Genomic DNA, 16,303 nt, shown 5'->3' on the forward strand with positions numbered 1-16,303 from the left:
ATGCAGCCGAGTCTTGCTCTCCAGGACGATCAAGAGCATCTCCCCTCGCTTCTGGCAACAGATGCGAAGGAGTTGTCCTATCAACTTCAGCAGCATCAGGCAAAAATCTTCCCGCCGCTTTCTCAAAAGACCATCAGAACATTTTCGCCGGCCGAAGCTGCGGCCTTCATCGGCATCGGCGAAGGTTATCTCCGGCAGGTGGCTGCCGATGGCCATGGGCCCGATCCGCTGGCAAACGGACGGCGGCTCTATAGCGCAACGGATATGGATCGCATTCGCCGGGTTCTCGACGAGCGAAACGGAACGCCGAAATATGTGCCGGCCCGCAGGCCCGGAGAAAAGCTCCAGATCGTCTCCGTCATGAATTTCAAAGGCGGCTCGGGCAAGACCACGACCGCGGCCCATCTGGCGCAGTTCATGGCGTTGCGAGGCTACCGCGTGCTTGCCGTCGACCTCGACCCGCAGGCTTCCCTGTCCGCCTTGTTCGGTCATCAGCCGGAATTCGACGTTGGAGAGGGCGAAACGATCTACGGCGCGATCCGCTATGAGCAGCCGCGCCCCATCGCCGACATCGTGCGCGCCACCTACACGCCCAATCTGCATCTCATTCCCGGAAATCTCGAGCTGATGGAGTTCGAGCACGAGACGCCTAAGGCGATGTCGTCGGGGACGGCGGAGACGATGTTCTTTGCCCGCATCGGTGAGGTCCTGACCGAGATCGAAAGCCTCTACGACGTCGTCGTCATAGACTGCCCGCCGCAGCTGGGGTTCCTGACAATGTCGGCGCTTTGCGCAGCGACGTCAGTCCTGATCACCGTCCATCCGCAAATGCTCGACGTCATGTCGATGTCTCAGTTTTTGACGATGACGAGCGAGCTGATGTCGGTCGTGGAAAAGGCCGGCGGGCGCACCAGCTATGACTGGATGCGCTATCTGGTGACGCGCTTCGAGCCGAACGACGGGCCGCAGAGCCAGATGACCGGCTTCATGCGGGCAATCTTCGGCAATCGAATGCTGCACAATGCCATGGTGAAGTCGACGGCGGTCGCCGATGCCGGCGTCACCAAGCAGACACTTTACGAGGTCGAGCGGTCGCAATTCACCCGCGGAACCTATGATCGGGCCCTGGAGTCCCTCAACTTGGTGAACAGCGAGATCGAGGCGCATATTCGCTCCACCTGGGGAAGGAAATAGTCGATGGCGCGCAAGAACCTCATCGAAATCTCTGCTCCGAGCCCGGCCAGGGTAGAAACTGTCGCGCCGCGCGACAATCGCCCGATCGCGGGATTCGTGCCGCAGGAGCGCAGTACCGCACCCGTCGGCGGTATCACCAAGACGCTCGGCAACATTACCGAAAAAATGGAACGGGCGAGTGAACTGGAACGGCAGCTCGCCGCCGGCCAGACCATCGTCGATCTCGATCCCGGCCTGATCGACGCGTCCTTCGTCAGCGATCGATTGGCGATCGACGCAGCCGAGCTCGCACAGCTCGTCGAACAGATCCGCGAGCACGGGCAGCAGGTTCCGATCCTTGTGCGTCCGCATCCTGAAATCAGGGGACGCTATCAGGTGGCTTACGGCCATCGTCGCCTGGCCGCCGCCAGAGAAATCGGTATCAGGGTGCGCGCGGTCATCCGCGATCTCACCGACGGCCAACTGGTCGTCAGCCAGGGACAGGAAAACAGTGCTCGAACCAACCTTTCCTACATCGAACGTGCGCTCTTTGCATCGAGGCTCGAAGAACGCGGCTTCGGCCGCGATGTGATCATGGCGGCTCTCGGCGTCGATAAGGCGGCGCTGTCGCGAATGCTGATCGTCATACGACAGGTTCCGCTTGATCTCATCAACGCCATCGGCGCGGCGCCCGATATCGGCCGCCGGCGGTGGCTGGAACTCGGCGATCGGCTTGACGGTGCCGATATCGAGAGGATCATCGCCGAGTTGTCCGCGGACGACGCTCGAAAAATTCCGAGCGACGAGCGGTTTCAGCGCGCATTTGTGCTGGCAACCAAGCGGGCATCGGCGCCAAAGCCGGCGATTGCCAAAACCCAGGTTAGCGGCGTGCCGGTGACGGTGAAAAAGACAGCGTCCGGTGCAACCTTCGTCTTCGACGGCAAGACCGCACCCGGTTTCGATCAATTCGTCCAGGAAAGGCTGAAGGGCCTATTCCAGGAGTTCAACAAGGACAGAGGAGCGTAGCGCGCAAAAGAAAAAGGCCCCCAACGACGCCGTCGTGGAAGCCCTTCTCAGATCTTAAGCACATCGAGAATCGCATTTCCACGAATCACAGTCAAGCGTCTTAGGCACCAAATTGGTGGATGGTTTTCTTTTGCCTGAACGAAGGTGAAGGCAAATGGAGAGTGGATATGTGACGACGCCCTTTGGGCGGCGGCCGATGTCGCTTGGCATGCTGGCAAGCCAGCAACTGGCCGGGACCATCGAGCCGGGGATGAAACGCAGCAAGTGGAAGCTGTTTCGGGCAATCTGCGAAGCGCGGCCGGCGCTCGGCGTGACCGATCGGGCGCTGACGGTGCTCGACGCGCTGTTGACCTTCTATCCCGATGACGAAATCTCCGAAGAGAAAGGCCTGATCGTCTTTCCGTCGAACGCGCAGCTGTCGCTTCGCGCCCGCGGCATGACGCCGGCAACGCTCAGGCGGCATCTGGCGGTGCTGGTTGAGGCGGGTCTTATCCTGCGCAAGGACAGCCCGAATGGTAAGCGTTATGCCCGGCGCGACAGGGCAGGGGCGATTGGCGAGGCTTTCGGCTTCAGCATCGCGCCGCTGCTTGCACGCGCGGTCGAGATCGAAGGTCTGGCCGCCCAGGCGATTGCCGACCGGGAATTGCTGAGAGCCACCAGGGAGCGCCTGACGGTCTGCCGCCGCGACATCTCCAAGCTGATTTCAACGGCCATCGACGAAGCGGTTCCAGGCGACTGGGAGCAGATGACGATGATGTTTCGCGCTATCGTCGCCAGAATTCCGCGTGTCGCGAGTATCGAGGACCTGACCTCACTGTTCGACGAGATGGGCCTGTTGCGGGACGAAGCTGTTAACTTGCTGGAAAGGCACATTAAAGGAGAAAAAATAGACGCCAATGAGTCTCAGATTGAGCGTCACAGACAGAATTCAAATCCCAACTCCATATCTGAACTTGAACCAAGCTTCGAACCGAAGCAGGGCGAAAAGGCGGCGACAAACAACGAGAGGATTGCCGAACCGCCGGCTGAGCAAAGACCGAGGTCGCTCAAGCCGGCGGCTGGAATGGTCGGCAAGGTATCGGACGCCGCCGCTCCGGTGTCCGGTCCAAGCCTGAAATCCTTCCCGCTCGGCCTCGTTCTCCAGGCCTGCCCTGCCATTCTCGACTATGGGCCGGGAGGCGCGATCGGCAATTGGCGCGATCTGATGTCGGCCGCTGTGGTGGTGCGCTCGATGCTCGGCGTCAGTCCCTCGGCCTACGAGGAAGCCTGCGCCGGTATGGGGCCGGAAAACGCCGCGACGGTAATCGCCTGCATCCTGGAACGGGGCGGCCACATCAATTCGCCCGGCGGCTATCTACGCGATCTCACCCGAAGGACCGAAAGAGGCGAGTTTGCGATCGGGCCGATGCTGATGGCGCTTGTGCGAGCAAACGGGCCGACAGGAAGGCATGTCGGTTGAGGCAGACAGGGTGCGGCAAACGTCAGAAGCGTCCGCATGCAATCATCTCTTTACAACTAACATGTCACTCTGCTACGTCTGATGCCGATAATCGGGAGGGATATGTTTGATCCAGAAATTCGGGCTGTCAGTCGCTCTCGCCACGCCGTTCGACGGCCATGGCGATATCGCGATCGGTGTCATGATCGCGCAGGCAAGGCGATGCCTTGACAGCGGTTGCTCCAGCGTCACGCTTTTCGGGACGACGGGTGAAGGCTCGTCGATCGGAAGCCGGGAACGTGAGCGCGTCTTCGCGGCCTTTCTCGACGCAGGGATCGCGCCAAAAAACATCATCGTCGGCGTGCTGGTCGACGCCGCCGAGGACGCGGCGATGCAGGCCGATCTTGCTCTTTCCAAGGGCGCTCGGAATATCCTTCTCGCTCCGCCGTCCTATTTCAAGAATGTCAGCGACGACGGTGTCTTCCAGTGGTTTTCGGCCGTCTTCGCCATGCTGGGCGACAAGGCGCGCGATATCATCGTCTACAACCTTCCTTCGCTCACCATGGTTCCGCTGACCGTGTCGCTGATCGGACGGCTGCGGATCGCCTTCCCCAAGATCGTGACCGGCGTCAAGGATTCTTCCGGCGACTGGCCGTATACCGAAAGCCTGCTCAAGGCGCATGGCGATCTCATCATCCTGATTGGTGACGAACGCCACCTTGCCAAGGGCGTACGGCTCGGCGGCCAGGGGGCGATCTCCGGCATGGCGAATTTCGTGCCCCGCGACGTCAAGCTGATGGCCGAAGAAGGCAAGGACGACCCCCGCATCGAGGGTTTCGTGGCCGAACTGCTGAAATATCCTGTTGTCCCTGCCGTGAAGACGATGGTGGCGCACGTGATGTCGGAGGAAATCTGGCTTGCGGTTCGTCCACCACTCGCTTCACTATCCGGTGAAGGGCAGGCGCAACTCGCTCTTGCTTTCGATAAGCTTTTCCAGTCGAAAGCAGCATAGGTCAGGCATGCTACGGGAAGAGGCGATGGACGGAATGGACGAGCAGCCGACGCTGCGGGAAAAGGCGTATGCGAGCTTCACGCGCCATCTTCTTGCGCGTGACGTGCGTCCCGGCCAGTTCGTGTCCCAGCGCCGTCTTGTGGAGCTGACGGGACTGACGCTCGGCGCCATCCGTGAGCTCATCCCCCGGCTTGAAGCTGAAGGCCTAATCAAGACTGTGCCGCAGCGGGGGTTGCAGATCGCTCACATCGATCTCAATCTCATCCGCGAGGCATTCCAGTTGCGCGTGTTCCTGGAGAAGGAGGCCGTGGCACTCTTCACCCGGTCGGCATCGGATGAGACGATCGCCGGGCTTTTGAAGCAGCATCGGGATATCGCCGAAGCCATTCGAAGCGGCGATGGCTCGCATGAACTGGAACTGCGCGCGCAGGCCGTCGACTGGGGCATGCACGACGCCTTTATCGATGCGCTTGGCAATACCATCATTTCGAACGCCTACCGCGTGAACTCGATTAAGATGCGCCTGATCAGCCAGGATCGGTTTCGCATCGACGGTCACGTCGGGCCTGTCATGGGCGAGCACCTGAAGGTGCTCGAGGCGATCGAACGACGATCGGCGGAGGACGCCGTCAACAGCCTTGTCGCACACATCAACGGTGCAAGGGACCGTGCGCTGAGGATATAATCGGGAATAATCAGCCGGAGATGAGGAGATCGCCGGCAAAAGGAGGAGAAATCATATGCCATCATTCTTGAATCCGACGCGGAGAGGCTTTCTGGCGGGCACGGCCGCGCTTGGCGCCAGCAGCATGCTCGGCATGCGCTCGGCATCTGCTGCCGTCGATTGGAAGCGCTTCACTGGTACCACGCTCGAGGTCAATCTGGTCAAGAGCCCGCGCAGCGAAATACTAATGAAGTACCTGTCCGAATTCGAGGAACTCACCGGCATCAAGGTCAATGCCGAAGCGACACCCGAGCAGCAGCAGCGCCAGAAGACGACGATCGAGCTCAGTTCCGGCAAGCCGAGCTTCGACGTCGTGCATCTGAGCTATCACGTCCAGAAGCGGCAGTTTGAAAAGGGTGGCTGGCTGGCCGATATCAGCGGCTTCCTCAAGGATCCCGCGCTGACCGATCCATCGCTGACGGAGGGTGACTTCGCCGAAGCCGGCCTCTCCTTTGCCAAGGACGCCGGCGGCGCTCTGCGTTCTCTTCCCTTCTCGGTCGATTACTGGATCATCTACTGGAACAAGGCGCTGTTCGAGAAGAAGGGGCTTTCCTACCCAACGACGTTCGAAGAGCTGGCAAGTGCAGCCGAAGCCCTCACCGATCCGTCGACCAACACCTACGGCTTCGTCGCCCGCGGCCTGAAAAACGCCAATACGCCGGTCTGGACGTCGCTGCTGCTCGGTTACGGTTCGAGCCCGCTCGGTCCTGACGGCAAGCTGCGCACGACATCGCCGGAAGCGATCGATGCCGCCAAGCTTTACCAGAAACTGATGACCAAGACCGCTCCTCCCGGCGTCTCCGGCTTCAACTGGGCCGAGGCCCAGTCGGCCTTCCTGCAGGGCAAGATCGGCATGTGGCTCGATGGGGTTGGCTTTGCGCCGCCGATCGAGAATCCGGAAAAGTCGCGCGTCGTCGGCCAGGTCGGTTACGGCATCATGCCGAAAGGCCCGAAGGCGCAGGCTGCGGGAACCTTCGGGGACGGGCTTGGCGTCGTCGCGGCCAGCCAGAAAAAGGAAGCCGCCTACCTCTTCTGCCAATGGGCGATTTCGCATGACATGGGTGCCCGCCTGCTGCAGGCCGGCGCCGGTGTGCCTTTCCGCCAGTCCGTCCTTGAGGATGCGAAGGTCCGCGAAGGCGTCAAGATGCCGGGCGCCTGGCTCGATGCCGTCGTCGGTTCCGGCAAGATCTCGCAGCTCGCGCTGCCGGTCATCATTCCGGTCACCGAGTTCCGCGACATTTATGGCGTCGGTCTCACCAATATGATTGGCGGCGCCGATCCGGAAGCCGAACTCAAGGCCGCGACGGCGCAGTTCGAACCGGTCCTGGCGAAAAGCGAGGGATAATGGCCTCGGCAAGCATCGAAACGGCCGCAGCCGCCAAGGCCGCCTCGAAGGGAAGGAGCAACGCGGCTCGCGTTGCTCCCAACTATTGGCCCTTCGTGATCCCGGCGCTGATCGTCATTGCGGCGGTCATCGTTTTTCCATGGGTTTTTACCCTTTGGATGAGCGTTAACAGTTGGACGCTCGGCCAGTCCCAAGTCTTCGCCGGGCTGGACAATTACGCCCGTCTGGCCGTGGACATGCGCTTCTGGGAGTCGCTGTGGCATACTGTGCTCTATACGATGCTCTCCGTCGTGGCGCCGCTTTTTCTAGGGACGCTCGCCGCGCTGATTTTCGATACGCAATTTCCGCTGCGCGGCCTTCTGCGCGGCATATTCGTGATGCCGATGATGGCGACACCGGTCGCCATCGCCCTTGTCTGGACCATGATGTTCCATCCGCAGCTCGGCGTCCTCAATTATCTTCTTTCCTTCATCGGCATCGGCCCGCAGGAGTGGATCTATAATCAGAAGAGCGTCATCCCCTCGCTGGTGCTGGTCGAGACCTGGCAATGGACGCCGCTGATCATGCTGATCGTGCTCGGTGGCCTGGCGGCGGTTCCGCGCGAGCCCTATGAAAGTGCGGAGATCGACGGCGCCAATATCTGGCAGAAATTCCGCTATCTGACGCTGCCGATGATCGCGCCCTTCCTGATGATCGCCGTGATCATCCGCAGTATTGATGCCGTGAAAAGCTTCGACATTATCTATGCCATGACCCAGGGCGGCCCGGGCACGGCGTCGGAAACCATCAATATCTATCTCTACAACACCGCTTTCGCCTATTACGATATCGGCTATGGCTCGGCCATGGCTGTGGTCTTCTTCGTCCTCATCGTCTTGCTCTCCTTCGTGCTTCTGATGCTCCGGCAGCGTGCGAACTGGTCCGACGGGGAGGCACGCTGATGAAGCGCAAGACACTCGATCGCATCGGACTGTTGTTCGTCGCTCTGGTGATGATCTCGCCGGTCGTGCTGTTCTTCCTCTGGATGATCTCGCTGTCGCTGAAATACGAGATCGACAACGGCGCCTATCCGCCGATCTTCATTCCGGAGCGTTTTGCCTGGACGAATTATCTGAAGGTCTTCGAGGAGAACAACTTCTTCCTCTATCTGTGGAATTCGGTGCTGGTGACGGGGGCCGCGACGCTTCTGGCGCTGCTGATCGGCGTGCCGGCCGGCTACGGCATTGCGCGGCTGAAGGCGGAGAAGTCGGCGATGGTCATCATGATCGCGCGCATGACGCCCGGCCTTTCGTTCCTGATCCCGCTCTTCCTGCTGTTCCAGTGGCTGAACCTGCTCGGCACGCTGATGCCGCAGATCATCATCCATCTCGTCGTCACCGTGCCGATCGTCGTGTGGATCATGATCGGCTATTTCGAGACGACGCCGATGGAGCTGGAAGAGGCTGCAAGCATCGACGGCGCGACGCCCTGGCAGATTTTCCGGCTGGTCGCCTTGCCGATCGCCAAACCCGGCATTGTCGTCGCCTTCATCTTGTCGGTCATCTTCTCCTGGAACAACTTCGTCTTTGGCATCGTGCTCGCCAGCCGCGAGACGCGAACGCTTCCGGTCGCGGTCTACAACATGCTCTCATTCGAACAGGTCAGTTGGGGCCCGCTTGCGGCGGCGGCGTTGATCGTCACCTTGCCGGTGCTGATATTGACGGTGTTTGCGCAACGGCAGATCGTGGCGGGGCTGACGGCCGGAGCCGTCAAGTGAGCAGGTGAGACTACGGTTTTGACGAATTCTTCTGCCTTCGATCCGGCCCGCAGCGTTTTGTGCGTCGGCGCTGCCGTCCTGGACACGTTGTTTCGCGTGCGCTCGTTGCCGACCGGCCAAGGAAAAATTCTCCCTTACGATATGCTGCAGATCGCCGAAGGTATGGCGTCAAGTGCGGCCTTTGCGGTCGCCCGGCTGGGCGGCCATGCCAGCCTCTGGGGTGCGGTCGGTGATGATGCCACTGGTGAACGCATCATTGCCGACCTCGGCAAGAGCGGTATCGATACGAGCGGCATGGTCCGTGTGGCAGGCGCCCGCTCGGCCGTCTCGACGATCCTTGTCGATGATCAGGGCGAGCGTTTGATCGTGCCCTTCTACGATGCGGCCCTGCACGAGACGGTCAAGCCGGTCACAAAGCAGGACCTGTCCGCTTTCGATGCGGTGCTGGTCGACGTTCGCTGGCCGAAGCTTGCATTGCGGACGCTGTCGGCCGCCGGAGAGGCAGGCAAGCCGGCCATTCTCGACGGTGACGTTGCAGGCGACGGCGTCATCGAGATGCTGGCACCGGCTGCAAGCCACATCGTGTTCTCACAGCCGGCCGCCGAGCGCCTTACCAGAACTGCCGAGCCAGCGAAGGCCGTCGGCCTTCTCAAGCGAAAGTTCGAGCACGCCTTCATCAGCGTCACCTCAGGGGAAAACGGCTCCTTCTGGTTCGACGACCGAAACGGCGCAATCGCCCATCTTGCCGCGCCGAAAGTGAAGGCCGTCGATACGCTCGCAGCGGGCGATATCTTCCATGGCGCTTTCGCTCTGGCGATCGCAGAAGGCATGCCGATCGCCGAGACGATGCGCTTGTCGTCGATGGCGGCAGCGCTCAAATGCCAGGTGTTCGGCGGCCGTATCGGCGCGCCCACCAGAGGCGAGGTCCGCGATGCGCTACGGGGCTGGGACGCGCTGGTGACGAAGATGAAAGATCACTAAGCGCATTTTGCGCATCGCATGCAGAATTCCTGCCCATTTTGGGCGACATCACTATTGAAAGAGGTCCGAAAGCCAATAGCAGAGCGCTGAAATGGTTGCTGCGGCTGGAAGTGTGACAATCCAGGCAATGACGATATTGCCGGCCAGGCCCCAGCGAACGGCAGACAGTCGTCGGGCGGCACCCACGCCGATGATTGCGCCGGTGATGGTGTGTGTCGTCGAGACCGGGATGCCCAGCCAAGTTGCGCCGAACAGCGTCAATGCTCCGCCGGTTTCGGCGCAGAAGCCCTGCATCGGGTTGAGGCGCGTGATCTTCGACCCCATCGTGTGGACGATGCGCCATCCGCCGCAAAGCGTGCCGAGCGCCATTGCGCCTTGGCATGAGAGGACAACCCAGAGCGGCACATGGAAGCCGCCGGTCAGATAGCCTTGCGAGTAGAGCAACACGGCAATGATGCCCATCGTCTTTTGAGCATCGTTGCCGCCGTGGCCGAGGGAATAGAGCGAGGCGGAGACAAACTGGAAAACCCGGAATGTCCGATCGACAGCGAAAGGCGTCTGTCGCACGAAGATCCACGACACGATCAGGATGAGCAGCAGCGCAAGGAAAAACCCGATCGCCGGCGACATCACGATGGCGCTGGCCGTTTTCAACAATCCGCTCCATACGATCGAACTAAAGCCGGTCTTCATCAACCCGGCGCCGACCAGCCCGCCGACCAGCGCATGGGATGAACTCGAAGGGATACCGAAGACCCAGGTGACGATATTCCAGACAATCGCGCCGACCAGCGCTGCGAAGATGACCTGCGGTGTGACGATGGCCGGATCGATAATGCCGGTCCCGAGCGTTTCTGCGACGTGCAGACCGAAGAACAAGAAGGCGATAAAGTTGAAGAAAGCCGCCCAAAGCACCGCATATTGCGGACGCAGCACCCGCGTCGACACGATCGTGGCGATGGAATTAGCGGCATCGTGCAGGCCGTTCAAGAAATCGAAGAAGAGTGCAACAGCCACGAGAGCGGCAAGAAGGGGAAGGGCGAGGGTGGCTTCCATCAAACGTTCTCGATGACGATGCCACTGATTTCATTGGCGACATCCTCGAACCGGTCGACGACCTTCTCAAGCTCGCCATAGATTTCGCTGCCGATGAGATAAGCCATCGCATTTGACGCACCGTGGCGGCGGAAAAGATCCTTCAGCCCCTGCTCATGCAACTCGTCAGACCGGCCCTCGACGCAAGTTACTTCTTCCGCGAGAACGGCCAGACGGGGGGCGTTGGTGCTGATCCGGTCGAGAAGAGGAATGGCCTCGGCGATCAAATGTGCCGCCTGGACGATCGTCTTTCCCATTTCCTGCATCAGAGGATCGAAGCTTTTCTGCTCGAACAGCCGGATGGTCTTCACCGTCTTCTGCATCATGTCGATCGCATCGTCCATCGACTGGATGAGATCCTTAATGTCGCCACGATCGAACGGCGTGACAAAGCTACGGCGCACGGCAAGCAGTACTTCTCGGGTAATGTCGTCGGCTTCATTCTCCAGCTGGATGATCCGGGCGCAATGGCCTTCAATGTCTGACCCGCCCAAAAGCTCGTTGAGCGCTTCGGCCGCACTGACGACAGTCTTTGAGTGTTGAGCGAAGAGATCGAAGAAGCGATCTTCCCGCGGCATGAGTCTTCGAAACCAGCTTAACATCGGTGCTCCATCGGCCGTCACAAAAGCGTCATAAAGCACGGCGGCTGCCATGGAAAGCCGTGAGATTGGGGAAGTGACCTCGCCAACAGAAACCAACTGCGGGGTCCGGGCATTTGGTGTAGATGTTCATTTGAACATTTCATCATTGCAATGTGAACAATGCCTGTTACCATTGCCGCACGTCTGGAGCGGGAGGCTGCGGACCGAAAGCAATGGGGAGTGAAGATGAACAAGATCGCTTTTTTCCTGTCCGCAGGATTAACCAGCCTGTCCTTATCCGTTCCGGCAATGGCGGCCACGAAGATCCAGTGGTGGCATGCGATGGGCGGCGAGAATGGCGCGAAGCTTGAACAGATCGCCAAGGGGTTCAACGCATCTCAGTCCGATTATGAGATCGTGCCGGTCTACAAGGGCACCTATGACGAGACGCTGACCGGCGCGATCGCCGCGTTTCGTGCCAACCAGCAGCCGGCGATCGTCCAGGTCTATGAAGTCGGCACCGGCACCATGATGGCGGCACAGGGTGCGGTCTATCCCGTTTACCAGCTGATGAAAGACCAAGGCGAGGCCTGGGACCAGAGCAAATTCATTGCCCCGGTCGTCGGCTATTACTCGGACACCAGCGGCAACGTCCTGTCGCTGCCCTTCAATTCCTCGACGCCGATCATGTATTACAACAAGGACGTCTTCAAGAAGGCCGGACTCGATCCGGAAACGCCGCCGAAAACGTGGGCTGAGGTGGAGTCCTTCTCGCGGACCATCATGAAATCAGGTGCCGCCAAATGCGGTTTCACCAGCGCGTGGATTTCCTGGATCCAGACCGAAAATCTCAATGCCCTGCACGATAAGCCTTACTCGACCAAGGCCAATGGCTTCGGCGGTCTCGACGCCGAATTCACCTTCAACAACGATCTGACGATCCGCCATTGGGACAATTTGAAGAAGTGGCAGGACGAAGGTCTGTTCAAATTCGGTGGACCGGTCGGCGGCGACAACGCACCTCCGATGTTTTATTCGCAGGAATGCGCGATGTATATGAACTCGTCGGCCGGCCGGGCCGGCGTCATCAACAACGCGAAAGGCTTCAAAGTCGGTTTTGCACCACTTCCTTTCTACGATGACGTCATCAAGCAGCCGCTCAATTCAATCATCGGCGGTGCCACGCTCTGGACGCTGAAGGGGCGGCCGGAAGAGGAATACAAGGGTGTGGCGAAGTTCTTCACCTACCTTCAGAAACCGGAAGTTCAGGCCGATTGGCATCAGTTCTCCGGCTACCTGCCGATTACCGAAGCTGCTTATAAGCTCGGCCAGGATCAGGGCTATTATGAGAAGAACCCCGGCGCCGATATCGGTATCAAGCAACTGACGCGCGTGACGCCGACCGAAAATTCCAAGGGCATCCGCTTTGGCAATTACGTCCAGGTGCGCGGCATCATCGACGATGAGTTTGCCGCATTGCTGGGTGGAAAGAAGACGGCGAAAGAAGCGGTCGATGCCGTCGTCGCACGCGGCAACGAACAGCTTCGCGATTTCGAGTCCGCCAACTAATGAGCACCGTGACGGGGGCTGGTGCAAGACCGGCCTCCGCTTCCCATCCGTCAGTGTGAGGGCTCATGCAAACCAAACGGACCGTATTTCCCAACAAGTTTTTGCCTTACCTGCTCATTGCCCCCCAGATTTTCGTGACCTTGGTATTCTTCCTCTGGCCCGCGGCAACTGCATTCTGGCAATCCTTCCTGCGCCAGGATGCCTTCGGCTTCAAAACCAACTTCGTCTGGTTCGAAAACTACCGTCGGCTTTTTGCCGATCCGATTTACATCAATGCTTTCGGCCACACGCTCATCTTCGCCATTCTGGTGACGGTGCTGTCGACGTCGATCGCGCTGCTCCTGGCAGCCGCGGCAATGCGCGTGCTCCGCACCTCTCGAATTTATTCGACCCTGCTGATTTGGCCCTATGCCGTCGCACCGGCGATTGCCGGTATTCTCTGGTGGTTCATGTTCAATCCGTCGATCGGCATTGTCGCCTATATGTTGCGAGCGATGGGCGTCGACTGGAACCATCTGATCAACCCCGACGATGCGATGATCCTGATCGTGATTGCCGCCACCTGGAAACAGATTTCCTATAACTTCCTGTTCTTCCTGGCGGCACTGCAATCCGTGCCCCGCTCGCTTCAGGAAGCCGGGGCCATCGATGGGGCTGGCCCGATGAAGCGTTTCTGGACGATTGTCTTCCCGCTGATTTCGCCAACGACCTTCTATCTGATCGTCATCAACATCGTTTACGCGATGTTCGATACTTTCGGCATCGTTCATGCGACCACCCAAGGCGGGCCGGCGCGCGCGACCGAAATCCTGGTCTACAAAGTGTATTTCGACGGTTTCATTGGACTGAATCTCGGCTCGTCGGCGGCGCAGTCGGTCATTCTGATGGTGATCGTCGTCGCACTGACGGCAGTGCAATTCCGCTTCATTGAACGCCGCGTGCAATATTGAGGGAGTCCAAGGATGGTTGAAAATCGCCCTTTCCTAAATTTCCTGGCCCACCTTGTCCTCATCCTTGGCGTCACGATCGTCGTGTTTCCGGTCTACGTGGCATTCATCGCATCGAGCCACGGGCCCAATGACTTCCTGTCGGGCGTCGTGCCGCTGACTCCGGGGAGCCACATCATCGAGAATTATTCGACGATGCTTTCTTCCGGGATGACAAGCTCGGGAGCGCCGCCGATCGGGCCGATGATGATCAACTCGCTGATCATGGCGGTCGGCGTCGCCGTCGGGAAGATCGCCATCTCGATCCTTTCGGCCTTTGCAATCGTCTATTTCCGATTTCCGTTCCGGACCCTGGCATTCTGGATGATCTTCATCACGCTGATGCTGCCGGTCGAGGTGCGCATCGTGCCGACCTACAAGGTCGTGGCCGACCTCGGAATGCTGAACAATTACGGCGGCCTCATCGTCCCGCTGATCGCCTCGGCAACGGCCACCTTCCTGTTTCGCCAGTTCTTCCTGACGGTGCCTGACGAATTGATGGAGGCCGCCCGTGTCGACGGGGCAGGGCCGATGAAGTTCTTCCGCGATATTCTGCTGCCGCTGTCGATCACCAACATCGCCGCCCTGTTCATCATCCTCTTCGTGCTCGGCTGGAACCAGTATCTCTGGCCGCTCATCATAACCACCGACCAGAGTTTCTACACCGTCGTGATGGGCATCCAGCGCATGGCAGCGGTTGCCGATGCCGAGCCGCGCTGGAATCTCGTCATGGCAGCGGTCATTCTGGCCGCCCTGCCACCCGTCCTCGTCATCGTCGCCATGCAACGCCTTTTTGTCAAAGGCCTGGTCGAAACGGAGAAATGAAATGGCCACGATCAATATCATTGACGTCAAGAAGAACTATGGCGCCGTTCCGGCGGTCAAAGGCATTAACCTGGCGGTTGCAGACGGCGAACTGATCGTGCTTGTCGGCCCCTCCGGCTGTGGCAAATCAACCCTGCTTCGCATGATTGCCGGGCTGGAAACGATCAGCGAGGGCGATGTCGAGATTGCCGGCCGCAATGTGAACAGGGCGGAGCCGGCTGACCGCGACATTGCGATGGTCTTTCAAAATTACGCGCTCTATCCGCATATGACCGTGCGCGGAAATCTCGAATATGGTTTGAAAAACCGTGGCACAGAGCGGGCTGAAATCAACCGCCGCGTGGCGGAGGCGGCCGAGATCCTCGAAATCGGGCCGATGTTGGATCGCAAGCCTCGTGAACTCTCCGGCGGGCAGCGCCAGCGCGTGGCGATGGGACGCGCCATCGTCCGTGAGCCGGCCGCCTTCCTGTTCGATGAGCCGCTTTCCAATCTCGATGCCAAATTGCGGGTGCAGATGCGCGTCGAAATTCGCCGGCTGCAACGGCGCCTGAAGACCACCAGCATCTACGTCACGCACGACCAGCTTGAAGCGATGACCCTTGCTGACCGGCTGGTCGTGATGAACGGCGGGCTTGTCGAACAGGTCGGCACGCCCGTGGCGGTTTACGATCGACCGGCAAGTTTATTCGTCGCCAGCTTCATCGGTTCGCCGCCTATGAACCTTGTCCCCGTCGACGTGCTGAGGGCCGCCGACAGCGCAGGCACTCTGGCATTGCCTGCCGGCACCGACATGGTCGGCCTTCGCCCCGACGCGTTACTCGTCACCAAGCCGGCGGAGCCTACCGTTCGCCTGAATGCGACGGTCGAGTTGCTCGAGCCGATTGGCGGAGAAAGTCATCTGCATGTGCGATTGGGTGAGAGCCAGCGGACAGTGGTCCTGACCGTGCCGGGTCGCCCGGACTTTGCCGAGAATGCGAATATCGACGTTTTCGCCCGTGTCGACGCGATGCACCCTTTTAACAGCGATACCGGAAAACGCACGGATTGACGCAGGATTTTTGTTCCTTCATCCAGCAGAAGACGGAAAGTGATGAGACGATGACGACGGTAGAGCCACGATCCGGCCCGAGACGCAGTGAAGTTCAGGCGCATCGGGGCGCCTCTGCCGTGGCGCCCGAAAATACCATTGCTGCCTTCCGGGCAGCCGCCGAACAAGGCGCGGAATGGGTCGAACTCGACGTCGCGCTGCTTTCCGATGGAACTCCGGTAGTGATCCACGATGTTTCCATCGATCGCTGCTCGTCGTCGAAGGGAAGTCTCGCCGACCTCACGGCGTCGGATCTCAAGGCCATCGACGCCGGCGCATGGTTTGGCCCGCAATTCAAGGGCGAACCGCTGCCGACGTTGGCGCGCGTCGTTTCGGCACTCGGCGAACTTGGCCTCAACGCCAATGTCGAGATCAAGCAGCATGCTCATCACAAGTCGCTCGACCAGTTGGTCAATGTCGTCGATCAACATCTGAAGGCAAGGGCGCCGCACACGAAGATCATGATCTCGAGCTTTGATGCCGCTGCTCTGAAAGGAATGCATGGGCTCGATCCGGACTACGAGCTCGCCATGCTGTGGAGCAAGGTGCCTGTGGATTGGTTGGACATCCTTCGGCCGCCCGCCTCGGCATCAAGGTGCGGGCATGGACCTGCAACGAGCCGAACCGGCTCGCATCTTTCTGGGGCGTGGGTTTGACCGGCGTGATAACAGACGACCCCAGTGTCTACCTCACCTAAGGAGCGGC

General features: G+C 59.8%; 15 protein-coding genes and 1 pseudogene. 14 read left to right on the forward strand and 2 right to left on the reverse strand.

From position 1 onward, the window contains the following. The 9 genes from repA (at position 1) to ACS4RS_RS28555 (ending at position 9,455) form a co-directional block, all read left to right on the forward strand. Entirely contained in the window at positions 1–1,194 is a 1,194-nt protein-coding gene (gene repA, locus ACS4RS_RS28515) for a plasmid partitioning protein RepA (RefSeq protein WP_439012357.1), read from the forward strand. Between the two features lie 3 nt (positions 1,195–1,197). Beyond that, on the forward strand, positions 1,198–2,199 hold the full coding sequence (gene repB, locus ACS4RS_RS28520; RefSeq protein WP_439012358.1) for a plasmid partitioning protein RepB: 1,002 nt from the start codon (positions 1,198–1,200) through the stop codon (positions 2,197–2,199). A gap of 154 nt (positions 2,200–2,353) precedes the next feature. Further along, positions 2,354–3,658: a plasmid replication protein RepC gene (repC, locus tag ACS4RS_RS28525; RefSeq protein ID WP_439012359.1), complete on the forward strand. Its 1,305-nt coding sequence runs from the start codon at positions 2,354–2,356 to the stop codon at positions 3,656–3,658. A 106-nt stretch (positions 3,659–3,764) separates the two neighbouring features. Continuing rightward, positions 3,765–4,649: a dihydrodipicolinate synthase family protein gene (locus ACS4RS_RS28530; RefSeq protein ID WP_439012360.1), complete on the forward strand. Its 885-nt coding sequence runs from the start codon at positions 3,765–3,767 to the stop codon at positions 4,647–4,649. Between the two features lie 7 nt (positions 4,650–4,656). Next, positions 4,657–5,334, forward strand: a complete 678-nt coding sequence (locus tag ACS4RS_RS28535) for an FCD domain-containing protein (protein WP_439012361.1) — start codon at positions 4,657–4,659, stop codon at positions 5,332–5,334. Positions 5,335–5,389: 55 nt separating this feature from the next. Beyond that, positions 5,390–6,718 carry an extracellular solute-binding protein gene (locus ACS4RS_RS28540; RefSeq protein WP_439012362.1) on the forward strand — a complete coding sequence of 443 codons (1,329 nt, stop codon included), beginning with the start codon at positions 5,390–5,392 and terminating at the stop codon, positions 6,716–6,718. Beyond that, positions 6,718–7,659, forward strand: a complete 942-nt coding sequence (locus tag ACS4RS_RS28545; protein ID WP_439012363.1) for an ABC transporter permease subunit — start codon at positions 6,718–6,720, stop codon at positions 7,657–7,659. The genes ACS4RS_RS28540 and ACS4RS_RS28545 overlap by 1 nt, the downstream gene beginning before the upstream one ends. After that, positions 7,659–8,474, forward strand: a complete 816-nt coding sequence (locus ACS4RS_RS28550; protein ID WP_003591396.1) for a carbohydrate ABC transporter permease — start codon at positions 7,659–7,661, stop codon at positions 8,472–8,474. The genes ACS4RS_RS28545 and ACS4RS_RS28550 overlap by 1 nt, the downstream gene beginning before the upstream one ends. A gap of 18 nt (positions 8,475–8,492) precedes the next feature. Further along, positions 8,493–9,455: a PfkB family carbohydrate kinase gene (locus tag ACS4RS_RS28555; protein WP_439012364.1), complete on the forward strand. Its 963-nt coding sequence runs from the start codon at positions 8,493–8,495 to the stop codon at positions 9,453–9,455. A 51-nt stretch (positions 9,456–9,506) separates the two neighbouring features. On the opposite strand, the gene ACS4RS_RS28560 is transcribed toward ACS4RS_RS28555, so the two are convergent. Together ACS4RS_RS28560 and ACS4RS_RS28565 are read right to left on the reverse strand one after the other, a co-directional pair. Then, positions 9,507–10,511 carry an inorganic phosphate transporter gene (locus ACS4RS_RS28560; RefSeq protein ID WP_439012365.1) on the reverse strand — a complete coding sequence of 335 codons (1,005 nt, stop codon included), beginning with the start codon at positions 10,509–10,511 and terminating at the stop codon, positions 9,507–9,509. Then, positions 10,511–11,152, reverse strand: coding sequence for a DUF47 family protein (locus ACS4RS_RS28565; protein WP_439012603.1), 642 nt, complete (start codon positions 11,150–11,152; stop codon positions 10,511–10,513). Before ACS4RS_RS28565 ends, ACS4RS_RS28560 begins: the two co-directional genes overlap by 1 nt. A gap of 225 nt (positions 11,153–11,377) precedes the next feature. Between ACS4RS_RS28565 and ugpB the strand changes: the two genes are divergently transcribed. The 5 genes and pseudogenes from ugpB to ACS4RS_RS28590 all read left to right on the forward strand — a co-directional run bounded on the left by ugpB (position 11,378) and on the right by ACS4RS_RS28590 (position 16,295). After that, on the forward strand, positions 11,378–12,700 hold the full coding sequence (gene ugpB / locus ACS4RS_RS28570; protein ID WP_439012366.1) for a sn-glycerol-3-phosphate ABC transporter substrate-binding protein UgpB: 1,323 nt from the start codon (positions 11,378–11,380) through the stop codon (positions 12,698–12,700). A gap of 65 nt (positions 12,701–12,765) precedes the next feature. Next, the gene (ugpA, locus tag ACS4RS_RS28575) at positions 12,766–13,650 is read left to right on the forward strand and encodes a sn-glycerol-3-phosphate ABC transporter permease UgpA (RefSeq protein WP_439012367.1); all 885 of its coding nucleotides are present in this window, start codon (positions 12,766–12,768) and stop codon (positions 13,648–13,650) included. Between the two features lie 12 nt (positions 13,651–13,662). Beyond that, on the forward strand, positions 13,663–14,511 hold the full coding sequence (ugpE, locus tag ACS4RS_RS28580; RefSeq protein WP_439012368.1) for a sn-glycerol-3-phosphate ABC transporter permease UgpE: 849 nt from the start codon (positions 13,663–13,665) through the stop codon (positions 14,509–14,511). A gap of 1 nt (position 14,512) precedes the next feature. Continuing rightward, complete coding sequence (locus ACS4RS_RS28585) at positions 14,513–15,559, forward strand: sn-glycerol-3-phosphate import ATP-binding protein UgpC (RefSeq protein ID WP_439012369.1); 1,047 nt, start codon at positions 14,513–14,515, stop codon at positions 15,557–15,559. 50 nt (positions 15,560–15,609) lie between these two features. Then, positions 15,610–16,295 (forward strand): annotated as a pseudogene (locus ACS4RS_RS28590) (glycerophosphodiester phosphodiesterase family protein). Positions 16,296–16,303: the final 8 nt, after the last annotated feature.

The sequence above is a fragment of the Rhizobium sp. F40D2 genome, assembly GCF_051810745.2.
Lineage (GTDB): Bacteria > Pseudomonadota > Alphaproteobacteria > Rhizobiales > Rhizobiaceae > Rhizobium.

What these genes read in the sequence shown, in the direction of transcription:
- repA (WP_439012357.1), top strand. Translation starts at nt 1, where the DNA reads ATGCAGCCGAGTCTTGCTCTCCAGGACGATCAAGAGCATCTCCCCTCG.
- repB (WP_439012358.1), top strand. Translation starts at nt 1,198, where the DNA reads ATGGCGCGCAAGAACCTCATCGAAATCTCTGCTCCGAGCCCGGCCAGG.
- repC (WP_439012359.1), top strand. Translation starts at nt 2,354, where the DNA reads ATGGAGAGTGGATATGTGACGACGCCCTTTGGGCGGCGGCCGATGTCG.
- ACS4RS_RS28535 (WP_439012361.1), top strand. Translation starts at nt 4,657, where the DNA reads ATGCTACGGGAAGAGGCGATGGACGGAATGGACGAGCAGCCGACGCTG.
- ACS4RS_RS28540 (WP_439012362.1), top strand. Translation starts at nt 5,390, where the DNA reads ATGCCATCATTCTTGAATCCGACGCGGAGAGGCTTTCTGGCGGGCACG.
- ACS4RS_RS28545 (WP_439012363.1), top strand. Translation starts at nt 6,718, where the DNA reads ATGGCCTCGGCAAGCATCGAAACGGCCGCAGCCGCCAAGGCCGCCTCG.
- ACS4RS_RS28550 (WP_003591396.1), top strand. Translation starts at nt 7,659, where the DNA reads ATGAAGCGCAAGACACTCGATCGCATCGGACTGTTGTTCGTCGCTCTG.
- ACS4RS_RS28560 (WP_439012365.1), bottom strand. Translation starts at nt 10,511, where the DNA reads ATGGAAGCCACCCTCGCCCTTCCCCTTCTTGCCGCTCTCGTGGCTGTT.
- ACS4RS_RS28565 (WP_439012603.1), bottom strand. Translation starts at nt 11,152, where the DNA reads ATGTTAAGCTGGTTTCGAAGACTCATGCCGCGGGAAGATCGCTTCTTC.
- ugpB (WP_439012366.1), top strand. Translation starts at nt 11,378, where the DNA reads ATGAACAAGATCGCTTTTTTCCTGTCCGCAGGATTAACCAGCCTGTCC.
- ugpA (WP_439012367.1), top strand. Translation starts at nt 12,766, where the DNA reads ATGCAAACCAAACGGACCGTATTTCCCAACAAGTTTTTGCCTTACCTG.
- ugpE (WP_439012368.1), top strand. Translation starts at nt 13,663, where the DNA reads ATGGTTGAAAATCGCCCTTTCCTAAATTTCCTGGCCCACCTTGTCCTC.
- ACS4RS_RS28585 (WP_439012369.1), top strand. Translation starts at nt 14,513, where the DNA reads ATGGCCACGATCAATATCATTGACGTCAAGAAGAACTATGGCGCCGTT.